This window comes from Neisseria mucosa (assembly GCF_013267835.1).
Classification (GTDB): Bacteria; Pseudomonadota; Gammaproteobacteria; order Burkholderiales; family Neisseriaceae; genus Neisseria.
The window spans coordinates 1851211-1871895 of record NZ_CP053939.1 but is presented as its reverse complement, the minus strand read 5'-3'; the positions used below and the strand labels follow the sequence as shown (position 1 = coordinate 1871895).

Annotated in this window: 18 protein-coding genes; 2 read left to right on the top strand and 16 right to left on the bottom strand. The window is 51.4% G+C overall.

The features are described from left to right. Positions 1–14: 14 nt before the first annotated feature. The 14 genes from FOC66_RS08955 to truC form a co-directional block, all read right to left on the bottom strand. Entirely contained in the window at positions 15–410 is a 396-nt protein-coding gene (locus FOC66_RS08955; protein WP_003676990.1) for a GFA family protein, read from the bottom strand. Between the two features lie 75 nt (positions 411–485). Continuing rightward, positions 486–1562: an NADH-quinone oxidoreductase subunit NuoH gene (gene nuoH, locus FOC66_RS08950; protein ID WP_002216340.1), complete on the bottom strand. Its 1077-nt coding sequence runs from the start codon at positions 1560–1562 to the stop codon at positions 486–488. A 2-nt stretch (positions 1563–1564) separates the two neighbouring features. Next, positions 1565–3826 (bottom strand): NADH-quinone oxidoreductase subunit NuoG, encoded by a 2262-nt coding sequence (gene nuoG, locus FOC66_RS08945; protein WP_003747877.1) that lies wholly within the window; start codon positions 3824–3826, stop codon positions 1565–1567. 58 nt (positions 3827–3884) lie between these two features. Then, entirely contained in the window at positions 3885–5180 is a 1296-nt protein-coding gene (gene nuoF / locus FOC66_RS08940; protein ID WP_003747876.1) for an NADH-quinone oxidoreductase subunit NuoF, read from the bottom strand. A 72-nt stretch (positions 5181–5252) separates the two neighbouring features. Further along, positions 5253–5759 carry a DUF4411 family protein gene (locus FOC66_RS08935; protein ID WP_003747875.1) on the bottom strand — a complete coding sequence of 169 codons (507 nt, stop codon included), beginning with the start codon at positions 5757–5759 and terminating at the stop codon, positions 5253–5255. Between the two features lie 6 nt (positions 5760–5765). Further along, complete coding sequence (locus tag FOC66_RS08930) at positions 5766–6902, bottom strand: ImmA/IrrE family metallo-endopeptidase (RefSeq protein WP_003747874.1); 1137 nt, start codon at positions 6900–6902, stop codon at positions 5766–5768. Positions 6903–6996: 94 nt separating this feature from the next. Continuing rightward, a complete protein-coding gene (gene nuoE / locus FOC66_RS08925; RefSeq protein ID WP_003747873.1) occupies positions 6997–7470 on the bottom strand; it encodes an NADH-quinone oxidoreductase subunit NuoE in 474 nt (157 codons plus the stop codon). Further along, positions 7470–8726 carry an NADH dehydrogenase (quinone) subunit D gene (nuoD, locus tag FOC66_RS08920; RefSeq protein ID WP_003747872.1) on the bottom strand — a complete coding sequence of 419 codons (1257 nt, stop codon included), beginning with the start codon at positions 8724–8726 and terminating at the stop codon, positions 7470–7472. The genes nuoE and nuoD overlap by 1 nt, the downstream gene beginning before the upstream one ends. Beyond that, positions 8716–9309, bottom strand: a complete 594-nt coding sequence (locus FOC66_RS08915; protein ID WP_003747870.1) for an NADH-quinone oxidoreductase subunit C — start codon at positions 9307–9309, stop codon at positions 8716–8718. Before FOC66_RS08915 ends, nuoD begins: the two co-directional genes overlap by 11 nt. A 12-nt stretch (positions 9310–9321) precedes the next feature. Continuing rightward, a complete protein-coding gene (locus FOC66_RS08910; RefSeq protein ID WP_002215610.1) occupies positions 9322–9804 on the bottom strand; it encodes a NuoB/complex I 20 kDa subunit family protein in 483 nt (160 codons plus the stop codon). Beyond that, a complete protein-coding gene (locus FOC66_RS08905; protein ID WP_003747867.1) occupies positions 9795–10151 on the bottom strand; it encodes an NADH-quinone oxidoreductase subunit A in 357 nt (118 codons plus the stop codon). The genes FOC66_RS08910 and FOC66_RS08905 overlap by 10 nt, the downstream gene beginning before the upstream one ends. A gap of 325 nt (positions 10152–10476) precedes the next feature. Then, positions 10477–11934 (bottom strand): oligopeptide:H+ symporter, encoded by a 1458-nt coding sequence (locus FOC66_RS08900; RefSeq protein ID WP_003747865.1) that lies wholly within the window; start codon positions 11932–11934, stop codon positions 10477–10479. A 200-nt stretch (positions 11935–12134) separates the two neighbouring features. Next, positions 12135–13238 (bottom strand): peptide chain release factor 2, encoded by a 1104-nt coding sequence (gene prfB / locus FOC66_RS08895; RefSeq protein WP_003747862.1) that lies wholly within the window; start codon positions 13236–13238, stop codon positions 12135–12137. Positions 13239–13335: 97 nt separating this feature from the next. After that, complete coding sequence (gene truC / locus FOC66_RS08890; RefSeq protein ID WP_003747860.1) at positions 13336–14052, bottom strand: tRNA pseudouridine(65) synthase TruC; 717 nt, start codon at positions 14050–14052, stop codon at positions 13336–13338. A gap of 139 nt (positions 14053–14191) precedes the next feature. On the opposite strand from truC, the gene FOC66_RS08885 reads away from it, so the two are divergent. Next, positions 14192–14920: a TIGR00730 family Rossman fold protein gene (locus tag FOC66_RS08885; RefSeq protein WP_003747857.1), complete on the top strand. Its 729-nt coding sequence runs from the start codon at positions 14192–14194 to the stop codon at positions 14918–14920. Positions 14921–15030: 110 nt separating this feature from the next. Here FOC66_RS08885 and FOC66_RS08880 read toward each other — a convergent pair whose 3' ends face one another. Together FOC66_RS08880 and sstT are read right to left on the bottom strand one after the other, a co-directional pair. Next, positions 15031–16887: an ABC transporter ATP-binding protein gene (locus FOC66_RS08880; RefSeq protein WP_003747854.1), complete on the bottom strand. Its 1857-nt coding sequence runs from the start codon at positions 16885–16887 to the stop codon at positions 15031–15033. Between the two features lie 227 nt (positions 16888–17114). After that, positions 17115–18338, bottom strand: a complete 1224-nt coding sequence (gene sstT, locus FOC66_RS08875) for a serine/threonine transporter SstT (protein WP_003747851.1) — start codon at positions 18336–18338, stop codon at positions 17115–17117. Between the two features lie 447 nt (positions 18339–18785). Between sstT and FOC66_RS08870 the strand changes: the two genes are divergently transcribed. Then, complete coding sequence (locus tag FOC66_RS08870; protein WP_003747848.1) at positions 18786–20627, top strand: autotransporter assembly complex protein TamA; 1842 nt, start codon at positions 18786–18788, stop codon at positions 20625–20627. Positions 20628–20685: the final 58 nt, after the last annotated feature.

The window sequence follows — 20685 nt, the reverse complement described above, 5'->3', positions numbered from 1 at the left end:
TGAAAGCGGTTTTTTTAACCTGCCGCGCCCACCATTTCTAAAAACTCGGCTTCGGTCAGCTTCGGGGTATCGTTGGCCAAGTCATAATACGGAGCTTTGCAATCAATAAAGATTTGTGAGGTAGTTTCAAAGCCCGCGTTGTCGGCAAACAGCCCGGCGTTGATGTAATAATCGTTGCCAACCTGCACAAACAGGTGTGTGCCGCAGTGTTTGCAAAAACAGCGTTGCGCCCATTCGGACGACTGATAATGCGCGATGTGCTCGCTGCCTGTGATTTCGGGCGACCGGGCGGCCAAAGTAAAAGACGCGCCGCTGCCCCATGTGCGGCATTTCCCGCAATGGCAGGCGTGGAGTTCGCGGTTTTCGGCGGTTTCCAGTGATACTGCGCCGCACAGGCATTGAGCTTTCATCGGTTTCTCTCGGTTTGAAACGGTTAAAAATTTGGGGTTCAGGCTACCTGAAAACTTTCAGACGGCCTCCCTGCCCTATTTCCACAAATTCAGCGGTGAAATCATCCACACGCCCAAAATCACGATGTAGGCGAAGCCGATCGGAATCAGCACTTTCCAGCCCAAACGCATGATTTGGTCGTAACGGTAGCGCGGGAAAGTTGCACGGATCCACAGGTACCAGTACAGAACCGCCGCCATTTTCACGAACATCCAGAATGCGGAAGGCGTACCGATAAAGCCCCAGCTTTGCGGGAACGGAGACAACCAGCCGCCGAGGAACATCAGCGATGTCAGCGCGGCAATCAGAATCATGAAAATGTATTCGGCAAGGAAGAACAGCGCGAATGCGAAGCCGGAGTATTCAACGTGGTGACCGGCAACGATTTCAGATTCACCCTCTGCCACGTCAAACGGCGCGCGGTTGGTTTCGGCAACGGCGGAAATCAGATAGACGATGAAGATGGGGAAGAGCGGCAGCCAGTTCCACGAGAATACTGAACCGCCGGCAATACCTTTGGCTTGTGCGGCAACGATGTCGGAGAAGTTCATGCTGCCCGACACCATCACAACGCACACCAGCGCGGCACTCATGGCGATTTCGTAGGAAATGCTTTGTGCGGAAGCACGCATTGCGCCCAGGAACGAATATTTGGAGTTGGAAGCCCAGCCCGCGATGATCACGCCGTAAACCGACAGCGAGGTAATCATCAGGATGTACAAAAGGCCGATATTGATATTGGTCAGCACCCATTCTTCGTTGAACGGAATCACCGCCCACGCCGCAAAAGACGGGGCAAGCGACATAATCGGGCCGATATAGAATAGGGCTTTGTTTGACAGCTTCGGACGGGTTACCTCTTTAAACAAGAGTTTGAACACGTCGGCAAACGGCTGAATCAGACCCCACGGGCCGGTTACGTTCGGACCGACACGAAGCTGCATAAAGCCGATGACTTTACGTTCGAAATACGTCAGGTAGGCAACGGTCAGAATCAGCGGAATCAAGATAATCACGATTTTGACGATGACGGATACCACCAAGCCTACGGTGATACCCAAATCGCCCAGACCGAGCGTTGCGGCAAAGAGGTTTTGGAACCATTCTTGCATGATCAAGCTCCCGCCAGTTCAATAGTGTCCATCAACGCACCCAACGCGGCATTTTCGGTATGCAGCGGCAGATGCACCACGTTTTCAGGCAAATCGGCATCGGCTTTGACGGCAACCGATACGCTTGCGCCGTTTTGTTTGGCGACAGCGGTTTGTCCGTCTTGCAGGCCCAAGCGTGCCAATGTGTTCGGATTCACACGCGCGGCAGGCACGGCGGCATGGCTGGTTTCTTGCAACGGCGCGGAACGGCGCACGATAAGATCAGTGTGATAAATACCGACGCCGCCGACACGGACGAGGCGGTCTGAGGCCGTCTGAACGCCCTCCCCTGCCCATGTGCTGCGGTTGTCCAGTTTGGACGGCAGGCTTTCTGCATCCAGCGCATCTTTCAGAATCGAAGCGGTATCGTGGTATTCAAAACCTTTCAGGTCAAACAGGTTGCCCAATACGCGCAACACTTTCCACAGCGGACGCGAATCGCCGAAACCTTGTACCACGCCGTGGAAGGATTGCAGACGGCCTTCCATATTGATGAAGCTGCCCGAGGTTTCGGTAAACGGCGCAATCGGCAGCAATACGTCGCACACGTCCAGTAGCGTTTCGCTGACAAACGGCGTAAACGCCATCACGCTTTTCGCCTGTTTCAACGCGGCTACGGCTTTTGCGCCGTCAACCGTATCGATTTCAGGCTCGACGTTGAGCAGCACGACTGCCTGTTTCGGCGCGTTTGCCATTTCGGCAACGCTCTCGCCCGAGTTCACACCCAATACATCCGCACCGACGCTGTTGGCGGCTTGCGGCAAAATGCCCAGCACTGCGCCGGTCGCGTCTGCCAGCTCTTGCGCGGCGGCATAAATGGCGGCGTAATCGGGATGGTTTTGCACTTCCGCGCCCAAAATCACCGCTGCTTTTTCAGCGTTTTTCAGGCTGGCGGTAACAGCGTGTTCTGCATCGGCAGACAGATTTTTCAGACGGCCTGCCCACTCGTCGGGATGTGCGGCTTCTTGAGACAGAAGCGGCATAAACAATTCTTCTTTACTGCTGGCCAATACGCTCAAAGCCATGCGGTCTTTGGCGGCGCGGCGCAGACGGGCGGTCAGGAGCGGCTGTTCTTTGCGCAAGTTCGCACCGACTACCAATACGGCATCGTTGTCAGCCAAAGATTCGATGCTTTGTCCCAACCATTGCGCACCTTTAAGGCCGTCTGAAAGACGTTTGTCTTGTTGGCGCAAACGGGTGGCAAAGTTTTTAACGCCCAAACCGTCGGCAAGTTTTTTGGACAGATACAGCTCTTCAACCGTATTCATCGGATTGGCCCAAATGCCGACTTGGTTTTGGTTGCCGTCTTTGGCGATACATTCGATTGCGCTGCGGACATATTCCAACGCGGTTTTCCAATCCACATCCATCCACTCGCCGCCCTGTTTGATTTTCGGGTTTTTCAGACGGCTTTCGTGATACAGGCCTTCGTAGGCGAAACGGTCGCGGTCGGACAGCCAGCATTCGTTGATGGCTTCGTTTTCCAACGGCAACACGCGGCGGACGGTATGGTCTTTGGTTTGTACAATCAGATTGCTGCCCAAAGCATCATGGGCAGAAACGGATTTGCGGCGGTTCAGCTCCCAAGTACGCGCGTTGAAGCGGAACGGTTTGCTGGTCAATGCGCCGACAGGACACAAATCAATGACGTTGCCCGACAATTCGGTTTCCACTGCTTTGCCGATAAAAGGCATGATTTCGGAATGTTCGCCGCGGTTGGCCATAGCGATTTCTTGCACGCCGGCAATTTCTTCAGTGAAACGCACGCAACGGGTACAGTGGATACAACGGCTCATTTCTTCGGCGGAAATCAAAGGACCCATGTCTTTGCCGACGACGGAACGTTTTTCTTCGGTATAACGGCTGGTATTTTTGCCGTAGCCCATCGCCAAATCCTGCAACTGGCATTCGCCGCCTTGGTCGCAGGTCGGACAATCAAGCGGATGGTTGATGAGCAGGAACTCCATCACACCTTCTTGCGCCTCTCGGGCTTTTGCCGAATGCGTACGCACAATCATGCCGTCTGTAACCGGCGTGGCACAGGCGGGCAGGGGTTTGGGGGCCTTTTCCACGTCCACCAAACACATACGGCAGTTGGCGGCAATGGAAAGTTTTTTGTGGTAACAGAAATGCGGGATATAAGTACCGAGCTTGTGCGCGGCTTCAATCACCGTCGCGCCCTGCTCCACAGATACCTGTTTGCCGTCGATTTCGATTTGTAACATGGTTCGTTCCTAGTTACGGGTATTTAATAAATAATTCTTTTAGAGGCCGTCTGAAAATTTAGCACCACTTATTTGGTTTCATCGGTCCGCCGTGTTCGATGTAATGCACAAACTCATCACGGAAATGCTTGGTAAAGCTGCGGACAGGGAAGACGGCGGCATCGGCGAGGGCGCAGATGGTGCGGCCTGCCATTTGGTTGCCGACAGAATCCAGCAAATCCAAGTCTTCCATACGGCCTTTGCCTTCTACGATGCGGTGGACGATGCGGTAGAGCCAGCCCGTACCTTCTCGGCAAGGCGTACATTGGCCGCAAGACTCGTCGTAGTAGAAGTAGCTCAGGCGCTCAAGGGCTTTCACCATGCACACGTCTTCGTCCATCACGATAATCGCGCCAGAACCGAGCATGGAGCCTGCTTTGGAAATCGAGTCATAGTCCATATTGGTCTGCATCATGATATCGGCAGGTAACACGGGCGCGGACGAACCGCCGGGAATGACGGCTTTAAGTTTTTTACCGCCGCGCATACCGCCTGCCATTTTCAGGACTTCGGCAAACGGCGTACCCAATGGCACTTCATAGTTGCCAGGACGCTCAACGTGGCCGGAAATACAGAACAATTTGGTACCACCTGCATTCGGAATACCTTTGTCGGCAAATGCCTGTCCGCCGTCACGGATAATGAATGGGACAGAGGAGAACGTTTCGGTATTGTTGATGGTGGTCGGTTTGCCGTACAAGCCGAACGATGCAGGGAATGGCGGTTTGAAGCGCGGCTGGCCTTTTTTGCCTTCCAGCGATTCGAGCAATGCGGTTTCTTCACCGCAAATATATGCGCCGTAGCCGTGGTGGGCAAAGAGTTCAAATTCAAAATCCGAACCCAAAATATTTTTACCCAAAAAACCTGCGGCACGCGCTTGGGCGAGTGCGGCCTCAAAGCGTTGGTAGCCTTCGAAAATTTCGCCGTGAATGTAGTTGTAGCCTGCTTTCGCGCCCATCGCGTAACCGGCGATAATCATGCCTTCAATCAGGGCATGAGGATTGAACATAATAATGTCGCGGTCTTTAAATGTACCCGGTTCGCCTTCGTCGGTGTTGCAAACGACGTATTTTTCGCCCGGGAAGGAACGGGGCATAAAGCTCCATTTCAAACCGGTCGGGAAGCCTGCACCGCCACGACCGCGCAAGCCGGAGGCTTTGACCTCGTCAATCACATCGCTTTGCGAGATGTTTTCGGACAGGATTTTACGCAGGGCGGTATAACCGCCACGTTTGACGTATTCGTCCAATGTCCAGCAATCGGGATTGGCGGTATCCACTTGGTCAAAAATCACGCCTGATTGGTAAATAGCCATTTTTGGTGTGCCTGTTTTCGAATGTTTTGCATCTTTCAGGTTTCAGAACGCCTGAGACCTTCATTTATTTCATCATGGTTTCATTTGGAAGTTATTTTCTGAAACCAGCTCTAAAAAATCATATAAATTCACGCATTCCACATTAATTTGCTTGGCAGCATTCGGAATTTTTACCGACTTTCTAATATTTGGGTCATATCTTTCATGCGTAACAATCTTCATACCATTTGTTGCTGCATATGAAACCAGCCATGGGTCTGCATGCTCAGAAGCAAATTTGTTTTTAGCAGCATCAGTAAATTGTGAATTATTTGCTGCCCAATTCATTAATTCAGCATAACGAATTTGAGTTTCTCTCGTTCTTTCATCTCGAAAAAAATCATCAGGTAAAGTCTTTATCCATTGTGCTAATTCATCATCTTTCTTAGTTAACTCGTGCTTCACTGCACGAATAGAAGACACCCTCCCGGCATCATGCAACGTTCTCAACAATTCCCAAAAACCACCACAAAATGAGAAGCGGTACTCCAAGAAAGATGACTGAATGAAAATATTGCTATCTAACAAATAATGTGTCATCAATCTTTATCCTTTACTTCTCTTATAAAGCTCAACCATTGTTGCTGGCATAGTATTTAATAATTTTGCACCATCTCTTAATAATATTTCTTTATTCATTGCTGCTCTAATAACAGTCTGAGTAAATCTCTTGCTATTACGCAATGGAATGGTGGCATAAGGATTCCCACCACTACTCTCTTTCTTTGACGTATTCAATACTTTTTGACGGATTTTTTGCCACTCTTTTTGTACTATCAGTTTATTCTGATAAGCCTTAATGGCAATTACATAAGTACTGACATGAAACTGCCTTGCTAATGTTTCTAGATTTTCTTCAATAGCTGTTTCAGATTGCCATGCCCTTGTGAACTCTTTATTTGGAACAAGAAATTCTGCGGCAACACGGTTACAAAGTTGCTCAGTTTTATTTTCACTAGTTGGATCTGGATTAGAAACTCCACTTTCTCCTAGCCAGATATGCGCAGTTTCATGCAAAAGGGTAAACAGTTGGGCAGAAGCTGCGTCTGCACCATTTATAAAAATAGCAGGCACTTGTTTATCAGCAATAGCAAAACCACGAAATTCCCGTACATTTAATTTTCTGTGAGTATTACCGCCAACAATCCCACTTTTAAATACTAAAACCCCAACTTGCTCCAATAGACTACTGATATAACCAAAATAACCGTCTTTACTTCGTTTTCGACGTTCGCTTACATCATAATTAATGGTTATTGCAATATCAGTAGCAATCGTTTCTGCTGTATCCTTCAAACCAAATTTACCAACAAATGGTAAACTTTCAGGCAACCTATCAGTTTGGCGCAAATAATCGCGATACCAATCAACTTTATCGTCAATATCACTTAATACCGCATAGAAATCGGCAGATAAAGGCTCACTGTCTTGCACAGTACGGAAATCAGGTAAAGACGGCTTCCCAAAATTCTCGGGCGGAGGCTGGTTCAGAAACAGAAAACCAAACGGAATATTTGCCATTTTAATTAACTTGTCGGCTTGACTTTGGTTAATAATACCTTCAAGAAATTTTTGGCGTTTTTTAGGCGCAACAAGTTCCGCCAAACCATTTCTATTGGTGGCTTGGGTTTCAGCTATCCAATCCAACATAGTGGTGGATACATGATAGTCTATGCTGCTCATTGCAATTTTCCGTGTTAATCCTAGATTTGTTATCTTTATTGCGATTATCTTATTGGTATGAGTCCACGCTACCCAAAACTTTTCAGACGGCCTTTTATTTCAGTTCGGCAAGTTTCTTGTCAATTGCTTCTTCGGTCATAAAGCTGCACATGCTGTGGTTGTTGACCAGCATGACCGGTGCGTCGCCACATGCGCCCATGCATTCGCCTTCGACAAGGGTAAATTTGCCGTCGGGCGTGGTTTCGCCGTAGCCGATACCGAGTTTTTTCTTCAGATATTCGCCGGTAGCCATGCCGCCGCGCAGGGCGCAGGGCAGGTTGGTACAAACGGTCAGTTTGTATTTGCCGACAGGCTCGAGGTCGTACATATTGTAGAAAGTAGCGACTTCGTAGGCTTGTGCAGGCGAAATGCCGATATAATCTGCGACAAAGGCGATGGTCTCAGGCGCAAGCCAGCCTTTTTCGGTTTGGGCAATACGCAATGCGCCCATAATGGCGGAACGGCGTTGGTCGGCAGGATATTTTGCTAACTCGATGTCAATTTGTTTTAAGGATTCTGCGGATAACATTATCGGTCAACCTCCCCGAATACGATGTCCTGCGTACCGATGATGGCAACGACGTCGGCCAGCATGTGGCCTTTTGCCATTTCGTCCATGCCTTGCAGGTGGGCGAAGCCGGGTGCGCGGATTTTCAGGCGGTAGGGTTTGTTTGCGCCGTCTGAAATGATGTAAACGCCGAACTCGCCTTTCGGATGTTCGACAGCGGTGTAGGTCTCGCCCTCGGGAACGTGCATACCCTCGGTAAAGAGTTTGAAATGGTGAATCAGGTCTTCCATACCTGTTTTCATTTCGGTACGTTTGGGCGGAGCGAATTTGTGGTTTGTGGTAATGACCGGACCCGGATTGACACGCAACCACTCGGAACATTGTTTGATGATGCGTACGGATTGACGCATTTCTTCCATACGGCAGAGGTAACGGTCGTAGCAGTCGCCGTTGACGCCGACGGGAATGTCGAAATCCATTTTGTCGTACACTTCGTAAGGCTGTTTCTTACGTACATCCCATTCCACGCCGGAACCGCGCAACATGACGCCGGTAAAGCCTTTTTGCATGGCGCGCTCAGGAGTGACAACGCCGATGCCGACGGTACGCTGTTTCCAAATACGGTTGTCGGTCAGGAGGGTTTCGAGTGTATCGATGTTTTTCGGAAAACGTTCGCAGAAGGCGTCGATAAAGTCGAGCATGGTACCTTCGCGGGATTCGTTGAGCTGCTTCAATACTTTGGCATTGCGGAATTTGCTGCTCTCGTATTTAGGCATGAAATCGGGCAGGTCGCGGTAAACGCCGCCGGGACGGAAGTAGGCGGCGTGCATACGTGCGCCGGACACGGCTTCGTACAAGTCCATCAGCTCTTCGCGGTCACGGAAGGCGTAAAGGATGGCGGTCATCGCGCCGATGTCGAAAGCGTGCGAACCGATGCCCATCAAGTGATTGAGGATGCGCGTTACTTCGGCGAACATCACGCGGATGTATTGGGCGCGGATAGGTACATCGATACCGGCAAGTTTTTCTACTGCCAAACAATACGCCTGCTCGTTGACCATCATGGAAACGTAGTCCAAGCGGTCCATATAGGGCAGGGCTTGCAGATAGGTTTTGGTTTCAGCCAGTTTTTCAGTACCGCGGTGCAGGAGGCCGATATGCGGGTCGGCACGGACGATTTGTTCGCCGTCCAACTCCAAAATCATACGCAATACGCCGTGCGCCGCAGGGTGTTGCGGGCCGAAGTTGATGGTGTAGTTTCTTAATTTATTGGCCACCGTAGTTCTCCTCACGGACGATACGCGGCGTGATCTCGCGCGGCTCAATGGTAACGGGTTGGTAAATCACGCGTTTTTGCTCTTCGTCGTAACGCATTTCGACATAGCCAGAAATCGGGAAGTCTTTGCGGAACGGATGTCCGACAAAGCCGTAATCGGTCAGGATGCGGCGCAGGTCGGGATGGTTGTTGAACATGATGCCGTACATATCGAAGGCTTCGCGTTCGTACCAATCCGCGCTGTTGTAAATATCGACTACGGATTCGACTACGGGAAAGTCGTCGTCTGAAACCCAGACACGTACGCGGATGCGTTGATTGTTTTTAATGGAAAGCAACTGGCTGACGACGGCAAAGCGTTTGCCCTGCCATACTTCGTTTTTGTAAGTGCTGTAATCGACGCCGCACAAGTCGACCAGAAGCTCGAAATGCAAATCTTCATGGTCGCGCAATGCGGTCATGACTGAAATATAGTGTTCGGGCAGACACTCGACGGTAATCTCACCCAAAGCTGAAATGACTTTGCCTGCCTGCTCGCCGAACACGCCGACGACGGTCTCGTATAAGTTTTGAATGCTTGCCATATCGTCCTCTCCTTACTCGTCACGCGCGATGGTGGAAGTGCGCTTGATTTTTTGCTGGAGCTGAATCAGGCCGTAAATCAGGGCTTCCGCAGTCGGCGGACAACCCGGCACATAAACGTCTACCGGCACGACGCGGTCGGCACCGCGCACGACGGAATAAGAATAGTGATAATAGCCGCCGCCGTTGGCACACGAGCCCATAGACAACACCCAGCGCGGCTCGGCAAGCTGGTCGTACACGCGGCGCAGTGCAGGCGCCATTTTGTTGGTGAGCGTACCCGCCACAATCATCAGGTCGGCCTGACGGGGGGACGGACGGAAAATGATACCGAAACGGTCAAGGTCATAACGCGCCATACCCGCGTGCATCATTTCCACGGCGCAACAGGCCAAACCGAAAGTAACCGGCCACAGCGAACCGGTACGCATATAGTTCAGCACCGTATCCGCGCTGGTAGTGATGAAACCTTTTTTCAAAACGCCTTCTATTCCCATTCCAGCGCACCTTTTTTCCATTCGTAAACAAAGCCTACCGTCAAAACGACGATAAACACCAGCATAGACCAGAAGCCGTATGTACCCAATTCTTTAAATACCACTGCCCACGGCAGCATAAACGCAACCTCCAAATCGAAGAGGATAAAGAGGATGGCGACGAGGTAATAACGTACGTCGAATTTCATCCTTGCGTTTTCAAAGGCTTCGAAACCGCATTCGTAAGGCGCATCTTTCTCGGCGTAGTGGTGTTTCGGACCCAAAATCGTGCCGAGCAGGATAAACAGCACACCGGCCGCAAGGCCGACGAGGATGAATACGAGGACGGGAAAATAACTGGCCAACATGGTCGTACCTAACTGGTTGACAGACAAATCTTAAAAATAGATTACCATTTTATCGAATTTCAAAAGCCATTTAAAGGTAAATATCAGCAAATCAGCAAAAAAACCTCAATAAATTCAATAAAGTTATGAGAACAATTCTTATTTGTATTTAATATTTCTAAATTTTAATTTCGGTTTAATCATGTATCATTTCATTCGGATTCTCCGCCTATCCGATTTATGCCCCGAATCCGCCCTCTTTCCAATTCTCAATAAAACATGAGGCCGTCTGAAATAGATTATTTTCAGACGGCCTGCGTACATCACATCCATTTAAATGGAAAAATCAATCGACACCTTTGAGCATGCGGTTCAATACCGGGGCGAGTACCAACAGGATACCGCAGGTTACCGCGCCGATGGTGGCCAGCATCCAGTAGAAATCCAATGGCGACTGAGCATTGTAGTAGTCTTTAAACAACACTCCGCCCAAGGTAAAGCCGATGGACAATGCCAAGAAATTCAAAGCAACCATTTGTGTTTTAAACATGCTCGGTGCGATTTTGGTAGAAAACGACAGCGAAATCGGCGACAGCATCAGCTCGCCTATCGTAATCGCCAGCAATACCAGCATAAACACGATAATCGGCATCGGGGTTCCGGATGAAATATACGGAATAAAACTCAAATAAGAGACGCCGGTTACCAACATGGCCAGTGCAAACTTCAACGGCGTTTTAGGTTGGCGTTTGCCCATTTTCGTCCACACCGCCGCCATCACGCCGGAAAAGAGGACCACCCACATGGCCTGTATCGAATCTTTCCATGAAACAGGCACGGTAAAGCCGAAGAAAGTACGGTCCACCGTTTCGTCAAAATAGACCGTTGCAACGGTGTACACCTGAAACCAAACCGCCCAGAACATACAAATGGTCAAAAACAGCGGAATATAGGCCACAATATAGCGTTTATTGGCCGCTTCAACGTGGCTGCTGCCCAACAGGCGCGCGAAATAAGCGACGACGGTAACGATAACCACGCCCAAGAGCCAGCGGGAGAAGTTTTCAAGGGTGAGTGCGCCGGAAGCAATCACGCTGCCCAACACCAAAACCAGCAACACGCCGACAGCCATGGCGGTCTGCACCTTTTCAGGGCGCAACGGATTGGGAACCGGCGTATGCGGCAGGTTTTTACGGCCGCGCGAATACCACAGCAGGCCGAATGCCATGCCGACGGCCGCCGCGCCGAAACCGTAATGGAAACCCATCCTGTCTTGCAAAATACCGGTCAACAACGGGCCTAAGAAGCCGCCGATATTGATGGAAATATAGAAAATAGAGAAACCGGCATCACGCAATTCGCGCAGGTCTTCCCGTTCATACAAAGAACCGACCATCGAACCGGCAGACGATTTCACGCCGCCGCTGCCCAGCGCGATAAACACCAAACCCAGCAGCAATCCCATCAAACCCGGTACGATCGCCAATAAAATATGGCCGGTCATCACGACGATGCCGGCGATAAACAGGGTACGCTCCGCACCCCAAATGCGGTCGGCCAACCACGCACCGAGAATGGTGGACAGGTAAACGCTGCCGCCGTACGCGCCGACAATGCCGCCGGCCAAGGCTTTATCCATACCCAAACCGCCTTGACTCGCGGTGTAATACAGATAAATCAGCAGGATGCCCTGCATACCGTAGAAGGAAAAACGCTCCCACAGCTCAATATGGAATAGGGTGGATAATTGCAAAGGATGGCCGAAGAAAGTTTTCTCGGCAGAAGACAGCTTTTGACCGGACATTTAATAAGTTCTCCTAATTATATTGGACAGGATCAGGCTTCAGACGGCCTGTTATACCTACCAATCATTTTTATAGAAACTATATATTACCGCCAATCTTTGCATTTGCAAAACATGTTTTAATATTTGCAAAATAATGTTTCTTTCAAACTGAAAAATGCCGTCTGAAATCTTTCAGACGGCATTTTATGTTTTACGGTTTATACGCCTTGTTTCAGGCTGGCTTCGATGAAGCCGTCCAAGTCGCCGTCCAAAACGGCTTTGGTGTTGCCGACTTCGTAGCCTGTGCGCAAGTCTTTGATGCGTGAGGAGTCTAAGACGTACGAACGGATTTGGCTGCCCCAACCCACATCGGACTTACCGTCTTCCAATGCCTGTTTCTCTTCGTTGCGTTTGCGCATTTCCAATTCGTACAGTTTGGATTTCAACATTTCCATCGCAGCAGCTTTGTTGGCGTGTTGCGAGCGGTCGTTTTGACATTGCACCACAATTCCCGTCGGCTCGTGGGTAATACGCACGGCGGAGTCGGTTTTGTTAATGTGCTGACCGCCGGCACCGGATGCGCGGTAAGTGTCGATACGCAAATCGGCCGGGTTGATTTCGATTTCGATGGAATCGTCGATTTCGGGGTACACAAACACGGATGAAAAAGACGTATGGCGTTTGTTGTTCGAGTCAAACGGCGAATAGCGCACCAAGCGGTGAACGCCGGTTTCGGTACGCAGCAGGCCGTAGGCGTACTCGCCTTCCACGCGGATGGTGGCGCGGTTGATGCCCGCGATTTCGCCGTCGTCTTCTTCAAGGATTTCGATTTTGAAGCCTTTGCGCTCGGCGTAGCGGCTGTACATGCGGAACAGCATGCCCGCCCAGTCTTCGGCTTCGGTACCGCCCGCGCCTGCGGTGATGTCGATAAAGCAGTTGTTCGGGTCGGCAGGCTGGTTGAACATTCGTTTGAATTCGAGGTCGGCCATTTGTTTTTCCAAACCGGCCACATCTTCCTGCACGGCGGCGAAACCTTCTTCGTCGTTTTCTTCGACGGCCATTTCAATCAGCATGCGGTTGTCTTCGATGCCTGATGCGATGTTGTCGAGCGTCAACACGATGCCTTCGAGAATTTTGCGCTCTTTGCCGATTTCTTGGGCGCGTTTAGGGTCGTTCCAAAGTTCCGGGTCTTCGGAGAGGCCGATGACTTCTTCCAATCGGTCTTTCTTGCCCTGATAGTCCATATAGACGCGGATGTCTTCGCTGCGCTTCTCCAAGTCATTTAGGGTGTTATTAAGCTGGTTGATTAATTCGGCTTCCATGATTCTTGTGTTCTTTCAAAATTTTAGGGGCGTATTGTAAGGGATTTGCCTGTTTTTTTCCATGACCGGGCCGTCTGAAAATGTGCGGTTTCAGTTTTCAGACGGCCTCGGTTTTGAATTTTTCCAACCAAAGCCGCCAGTCGTTGTCTATCGGCGCTTGTACGGTCATCCGGCTGCCGTCTTCTATGCTTTGAAAACTGAGGCTTCGCGCGTGCAACATCAGGCGTTGCGTGCCGACATGTTCGGCAACGGCATGGTTTTGGCGCAAATCGCCGTAGTTGGTGTCGCCGACGATGGGGTGGAAAATGTGTTTCATATGGCGGCGGAGTTGGTGTTTGCGGCCGGTGTGCGGCGTGAGTTCGGCCCACGAATAACGAGAGGTCGGATAACGCAGGGCGGATTGGAACGGCAACTCGGTTTGCGCCAGACAACGGTAGGCGGTTTGTGCTTCCTGCAAAGTGGCTTCGGTCTGCGCTTCGGCGATTTTGTCGGGCATATATTTGAGGGCGTAATCAATCAGGCCGTCTGAAGGCAGATGGCCACGGACAATCGCCCAATAAGTTTTTTCGATGGTTTTGTTTTCAAACTGCTGCGTCAATAATCGTGCGGCTTCCGTATCGAGGGCAAACAGCAAGACGCCGGAAGTCGGGCGGTCGAGGCGGTGGACGGGATAGACGTGCTGCCCGATTTGGTCGCGCAGGGTCTGCACGGCAAAACGGGTTTCATGTTTGTCTAACCAGCTTCGGTGCACCAGCATTCCAGCAGGTTTGTTGACGGCGATGGTGCGGCTGTCGCGGTGGATAATATCGAGCATGGCGGAGCAGTTGAATAAAAGCAGATATTGTAACGGGCTTTTGAAAATGTGGCAGGCACACTTGCCGCCAAAACCCAACTTTCAGACGGCCTGCCCCTTTCGGGTTACAATACAGCACACAAAACACGAAGGAAAAGCCGTGAGCCTGCTCAAAAAACTGCCCAAACCCATGCTGCCCGACGAAACCCGCCGCGATATTCAGGCGCGCGAGTCGTATCATGTATTGAAGATTATTTCCGAATTTGTCGAAGCCGGCGAAGAATTACGCGCCATTCAGCCGGCCGTCAGCATTTACGGCAGCGCGCGCACGCCCGAAAACCATCCCGACTACGCATTCACATTGCGCTTGGCACGCAAGCTGTCGGATGCCGGATTTTCCGTGATTTCCGGCGGCGGGCCGGGCATTATGGAAGCGGCCAACAAAGGCGCGTTTGCAGGCGCAAGTCCGGCGGTGGGGCTGAATATCGTGTTGCCACACGAGCAAAAAGCCAATCCGTATCAAGATTTGTCGATTAAATTCCAACACTTCTTCCCGCGCAAAGTCATGTTCGTCAAACACGCCGTGGCGTATGTCGTCATGCCCGGCGGTTTCGGCACATTGGACGAATTGTTTGAAAGCCTGACCTTGGTGCAAACCGGCAAAACGCCCGACCGCCCGATTATCTTAGTGGGCAAAGCATTTTGGGCGGGACTGTTGGACTGGATACGCGAACAGTTGCTGGGCAGAAACCTGATTTTGGAAGAGGACTTGAACCTGATCCGCGTCATCGACGACGAAGACGAAATCATCGAAGAAATCTTCGCCCATTACGAAAACCGCTTGGAAGACTTGTCCGAACACCAAAATGCTTGGTCGCTGGGGCTGTAAAAAACTAAGGTTTCAACTGTAAAGGGCGGTTATCCCGCCTGCCCTTTGCTTCATGAATAAAGGCCGTCTGAAAATGTTTTCAGACGGCCTTTTATCTTCTTTCAAAGCGTTTAATTGTTTTCCCACTCGACATGCTCACTCAAGAAACCGCCGCTTTGGTGCGCCCAAAGTTTGGCATACAGGCCTTGTTTCTCGAGGAGCTCGGCATGGCTGCCTTCTTCGATGATGCGGCCTTTGTCCAAGACGATGAGGCGGTCCATCGCAGCGATGGTGGAGAGGCGGTGGGCGATGGCGATCACGGTTTTGCCTTCCATCATTTTGTCGAGGCTTTCTTGGATGGCGGCTTCGACTTCGGAGTCGAGCGCGCTGGTGGCTTCGTCAAGCAACAGAATCGGCGCGTCTTTGAGCATAACGCGGGCGATGGCGATGCGTTGGCGCTGACCGCCGGAAAGTTTCACGCCGCGTTCGCCGACGTGTGCATCATAACCGCGCCGGCCTTTGGCGTCGGAAAGGTTGGGGATGAAGTCGGCGGCTTCGGCGCGTTCGGCAGCGGAAATCATTTCGGCGTCTGTGGCATCGGGGCGGCCGTAGATAATGTTATCACGCACGGATCGGTGCAGCAGCGAGGTATCTTGCGTTACCAGACCAATTTGGGCGCGCAGACTTTCTTGGGTCACGCTGTCCACGTTTTGGCCGTCGATCGAAATCGTGCCGCTTTGCGGTTCGTAAAAGCGCAGGAGTAGGTTGACGATGGTGGATTTGCCCGCGCCGCTGCGGCCGATCAAGCCGACTTTTTCGCCGGGTTTGATGTTCAGATTAAAGCCGTTGAGGAGCGGTTTGCCTGCTTCGTAGGAGAAATCGACGTGTTCAAACTTGATTTCGCCCCGGGTAACTTTCAGCGGCAGGGCTTGCGGCTTGTCGAGGATGGTGTGGGGTTTGGACAGGGTGGCCATGCCGTCGTTGACGGTACCGATGTTTTCAAACAATCGGGCGGATTCCCACATGATGTATTGCGACAAACCGTTCACACGCAATGCCATGGCCGTGGCGGTGGCAACCGCGCCCACGCCGACTTGGCCGTGATACCAAAGCCAAATGCCCAAGGCGGTTGTGCCGACGGTCAGCGAACTGTTGACGATAAAACTGCAGGTGTGCAGCAGCGTTGCCAAACGCATTTGGGCATGGACGGTTACCATAAATTCTTCCATCGACTGCTTGGCATAAGCGGCCTCGCGTGCGCCGTGGGAGAAGAGTTTGACGGTGGCGATATTGGAATATGCATCGGTAATGCGGCCGGTCATCAGCGAGCGCGCATCAGCCTGACGCGCAGCGGTTCTGCCGAGCTTGGGAATCAGGAAACGCATAATCATCGCGAATCCAATCATCCAGCAGATAAACGGCACGATAAGCCAGGCATCGAATGAGGACAGAATCACGCCGGAAGTGATGAAGTACACCAACACATACACAACCATATCGGCAACGGTCATCACCACATCACGCAGCGCCAGCGCGGTTTGCATGACTTTAGCGGACACGCGGCCGGCAAACTCGTCCTGATAAAAGCCCAGGCTTTGACCCAGCATCAGGCGGTGGAAATTCCAGCGCAAGCGCATGGGGAACACGCCTTGCAGGGTTTGCAGGCGCACATTGGAAGCGAAAAAGGTCCAAACGGCAAAAAATGCCACCATGGCCATCATGCCGATTAATGCATGGCCTTTTTCAGCAAAAAGTGTTTGCGGTGTATAAGCGCCGAGCCAGTCGACCACCTTGCCCATAAATTGGAACATCAAGGCTTCCATAATGCCGACGCCGACCGTAAACACGGCCAACACGGCAATCCATTTGCGCACGCCTTCAATGTTGCTCCAAATAAACCGCCACAACCCTTTTTCAGGCGTTTTCGGGGCGGCTTCGGGATAAGGGTCGATGCGGGACTCGAACCATGAGAATATTTTTTTAATCATTGTTTTTGCAAATTTGATAAGACGGCCAGGCCGTCTGAAAAGGATAACTCAAATACATTCAAGACTGTATTTTACGGGAAAAATCCGACCGATGACAGCAGATACCATCAGTCCGACCAAACCAATCTATCGGCTTGACCATCTAAAAATCCCTTTTCTTTGCCCAAAACAAAGGCCGTCTGAAACTTTTCAGACGGCCTTTGCTGGATTTAGGTTGCCCTTAAAAATCACTCTTTACGTTGACGACCCAAATCGGCAGCGGCAGTAAACAAAACGTCGGTGGAAGAGTTCAACGCAGTTTCTGCAGAGTCTTGAATCACGCCGATAATGAAGCCGACGGCAACCACCTGCATGGCCACATCGTTATCGATACCGAACAGGCTGCACGCCAAAGGAATCAGCAGCAACGAACCGCCGGCCACACCGGACGCGCCGCACGCGCTGACGGTAGCCACCAGGCTCAGCAGCAGGGCGGTGGCGAAGTCAACCGTAATGCCTTGCGTGTGCGCCGCAGCCATCGCCAAAACAGTAATGGTAATGGCCGCACCGGCCATATTGATGGTTGCACCCAATGGAATGGAGATAGAGTAAGTGTCTTCGTGCAGACCCAGTTTTTTCGCCAATGCCATGTTCACAGGGATGTTGGCGGCGGAAGAACGGGTGAAGAAGGCATACACGCCGCTTTCGCGCAGGCAGGTAAACACCAGCGGGAAAGGATTGCTGCGGATTTGCGTCCACACAATAATCGGGTTGACCACCAACGCGATAAACAGCATACAGCCGAGCAATACGGCCAACAGCTGCATATAGCCGGCAAGCGCTTCAAAACCGGTTTCCGCAATGGTAGAGGACACCAAGCCGAAAATACCCAACGGCGCAAAACGGATAATCCATTTCACAACGGTCGAAACGGTATCGGCCAAATCAGCCGCCACTTGACGGGTCGTATCCGAACCGTGATGGCGCAAAGCCGCACCCAATATCAGGGCCCAAGCCAAAATGCCGATATAGTTGGCATTGGCCAGCGCATTAATCGGGTTGGCCACCAAATTCATCAGCAGCGTTTTCAACACTTCGATAATGCCGGAAGGCGGCGCAACGGATACATCGCCGGCCGCACGCAGAATCAGCGTGGTCGGAAATACCATGCTGGCGACAACCGCCACCACAGCGGCTGCAAACGTACCAAAAATATACAAAATCAAAATCGGTTTGATGTAGGCCTGATTGCCTTTTTGGTGTTGCGCGATGGCGGCAGTCACCAAAACAAATACCAAAATCGGCGCAATAGCCTTAAGCGCACCGACAAACAGGCTGCCCAGCAGTCCTGCGCTGATACCGACTTGCGGCGCAACTGCACCCACAAGAATACCTAAAACCAAGCCGATGGCGATTTGTACCACCAGGCTGACGCTGTTGAGCGCGTTCAAAAGCGGATTGCCACTTGCCATATCCGTTCCTTCAATTTAAAGATATGTTAAAAAAGTCTTACATTCTAAAATAAAAAATCATTTGTCGGCGAGGTTTTCATGCACACCTCACAAAAACGGCATTAAAGTTTAGCATTTATGACACAGTTAGCACTTTATGCCAAAAATACAGTAAAACCCACTCAAACCCTAATTTAAAGCATACCCATACCATTGCCTTATCCCTCTGTATCTTGATTTCAGACGGCCTGAAATCTGCGCCATAAGGCCGAATACAAAGGCAACTTCATCAGTCAAAATACAAAAATATAAGTATTACAATCGTATAGAAACAAACCAAAATCTTCCCTTAAGTCGCATTTGGCAACATTATCGCGCTAAATTTCCGTTTATAACCATAGCCTGAAACCTTGCAGAAATAATGTTAAAATCCACAGACTGAAGAATTGTCGCTGTCGAACACACATCATGACCAAACTGACCTACCCTGTTTTATTCGCATCTTTGGCGCTCGCCTACGGACACGCGTTGGCAGTAGATACTTCCGTTCCCAAAGCGGAAGACTACGAGGCTGTCCCCGAATCCGAAATGCCCAAGCAGCCCAAAGACGACCAAACAGGCAAACTCAAGCCCAAATTCCCCGTCAAAATCGACACCCAAGACAGCGAAGTCAAAGAAATGCTTGAAGAATACCTGCCGCTGATTACCCAGCAGCAGGACGAAGAGCTGGACAAAGAGCAGGTCGGCTTCCTCGCCGAAGAGGCGCCCGACAACGTCAAAACCATGCTCCGGACCAAAGGCTACTTCAACAGCAACGTCAGTATTCAAGACCATGGCGAGAGCTACACCGTCAACGTTACCCCCGGCCCGCGCACCAAAATCGACAACGTCAGCGTGGCCATCCTCGGCGACGTATTGAATGACGAAAACCTGGCCGGGTACTACCAAAATGCGATGGAAAACTGGCAGCAGCCCATTGGCGAAAACTTCGACCAAGATGGCTGGAATGCGAGTAAAACCTCCGTCCTCAGCGCGGTAACGCGCAAAAAATACCCTTTGGCGAAACTTACCACCACCCAGGCCACCATCAATCCCAATACCCAAAAGGCCGACTTAAACGTCATCGTGGAAAGCAACCGCCCGATTTACTTTGGCGAGTTCCAAATCACCGGCACGCGCCGCTACCCTGAAAGCGTGGTTTCCGGCATGGCGCGCTTCCAACCCGGTTCGCCTTACGACTTAGACAAAATCCTCGACCTGCAACAGGCGCTCGAGCAAAACGGCCACTATTCCGGCGCGTCCGTACAGGCCGACTTCGACCAACTGCAAGGCGACCGCGTTCCCGTCAAAATCAACGTGACCGAAGTCAAACGCCACAAACTGGAAACCGGTATCCGCTACGACTCTGAATACGGAATCGGCGGCCGCATCGCCTACGACTATTACAACCTCTTCAACAAAGGCTACATCGGCTCGGTCGTTTGGGACATGGACAAATACGAAACCACGCTGGCCGCCGGTATCAGCCAGCCGCGCAACAACCGCGGCAACTACTGGACAAGCAACGTTTCCTACAACCGCTCGACCACGCAAAACCTTGAAAAACGCGCCCTGTCCAGCGGCATTTGGTATGTCCGCGACCGCAACAATATCGATGCCCGCTTCGGCCTCGAATTCATTACCGAAGACCGCAAAGTCCCCGACACCAGCTACGATTTGGGCCGAAGCCATGCCACCATGCTGACCGCCTCATGGAAACGGCAAAGCATCGAAACCGAGCTGCATCCTCAAAACGGCTACTACCTCGACGGCAAAATCGGCTCGACCTTGGGCAAATTCCTCTCCTCCACCCAAATGGCGCGCGCTACGGCACGGGCAGGCTATTTCTTCACGCCTGAAAACAAAAAAATCGGTACATTCATCGTACGCGGACAGGCCGGCTACGTTTATGCCCGCGAAGGCGAAGAAGTGCCTTCCAGCCTGATGTTCCGCACCGGCGGCGCGACTTCCGTACGCGGTTACGAACTCGACAGCATCGGCTTGGCAGGCCCCAACGGCTCCGTCCTGCCGCAACGCGCCTTGGTGGTCGGCAGCCTCGAATATCAATTTCCGGTCACCAAAAGCTTCTCCGGCGCCATCTTCCACGATGTCGGCGACGCAGCAAGCAACTTCAAACACATGACCTTAAAACACGGTACCGGCTTGGGCGTGCGCTGGTTCAGCCCGGTTGCGCCGTTCTCCTTCGACATTGCCTACGGCCACCACGACAAAAAAATCCGCTGGCACATCAGCTTGGGCACAAGGTTTTAACAAACATACACCATCCATTCTTTCAGACGGCCTCAGCCATTCCAGGCCGTCTAAACAA

What these genes read in the sequence shown, in the direction of transcription:
- FOC66_RS08880 (WP_003747854.1), bottom strand. Translation starts at nt 16,887, where the DNA reads ATGATTAAAAAAATATTCTCATGGTTCGAGTCCCGCATCGACCCTTAT.
- nuoH (WP_002216340.1), bottom strand. Translation starts at nt 1,562, where the DNA reads ATGCAAGAATGGTTCCAAAACCTCTTTGCCGCAACGCTCGGTCTGGGC.
- truC (WP_003747860.1), bottom strand. Translation starts at nt 14,052, where the DNA reads ATGCTCGATATTATCCACCGCGACAGCCGCACCATCGCCGTCAACAAA.
- nuoG (WP_003747877.1), bottom strand. Translation starts at nt 3,826, where the DNA reads ATGTTACAAATCGAAATCGACGGCAAACAGGTATCTGTGGAGCAGGGC.
- FOC66_RS08930 (WP_003747874.1), bottom strand. Translation starts at nt 6,902, where the DNA reads ATGAGCAGCATAGACTATCATGTATCCACCACTATGTTGGATTGGATA.
- FOC66_RS08900 (WP_003747865.1), bottom strand. Translation starts at nt 11,934, where the DNA reads ATGTCCGGTCAAAAGCTGTCTTCTGCCGAGAAAACTTTCTTCGGCCAT.
- prfB (WP_003747862.1), bottom strand. Translation starts at nt 13,238, where the DNA reads ATGGAAGCCGAATTAATCAACCAGCTTAATAACACCCTAAATGACTTG.
- FOC66_RS08910 (WP_002215610.1), bottom strand. Translation starts at nt 9,804, where the DNA reads ATGGGAATAGAAGGCGTTTTGAAAAAAGGTTTCATCACTACCAGCGCG.
- FOC66_RS08905 (WP_003747867.1), bottom strand. Translation starts at nt 10,151, where the DNA reads ATGTTGGCCAGTTATTTTCCCGTCCTCGTATTCATCCTCGTCGGCCTT.
- nuoE (WP_003747873.1), bottom strand. Translation starts at nt 7,470, where the DNA reads ATGTTATCCGCAGAATCCTTAAAACAAATTGACATCGAGTTAGCAAAA.
- FOC66_RS08870 (WP_003747848.1), top strand. Translation starts at nt 18,786, where the DNA reads ATGACCAAACTGACCTACCCTGTTTTATTCGCATCTTTGGCGCTCGCC.
- nuoF (WP_003747876.1), bottom strand. Translation starts at nt 5,180, where the DNA reads ATGGCTATTTACCAATCAGGCGTGATTTTTGACCAAGTGGATACCGCC.
- FOC66_RS08935 (WP_003747875.1), bottom strand. Translation starts at nt 5,759, where the DNA reads ATGACACATTATTTGTTAGATAGCAATATTTTCATTCAGTCATCTTTC.
- FOC66_RS08915 (WP_003747870.1), bottom strand. Translation starts at nt 9,309, where the DNA reads ATGGCAAGCATTCAAAACTTATACGAGACCGTCGTCGGCGTGTTCGGC.
- sstT (WP_003747851.1), bottom strand. Translation starts at nt 18,338, where the DNA reads ATGGCAAGTGGCAATCCGCTTTTGAACGCGCTCAACAGCGTCAGCCTG.
- FOC66_RS08955 (WP_003676990.1), bottom strand. Translation starts at nt 410, where the DNA reads ATGAAAGCTCAATGCCTGTGCGGCGCAGTATCACTGGAAACCGCCGAA.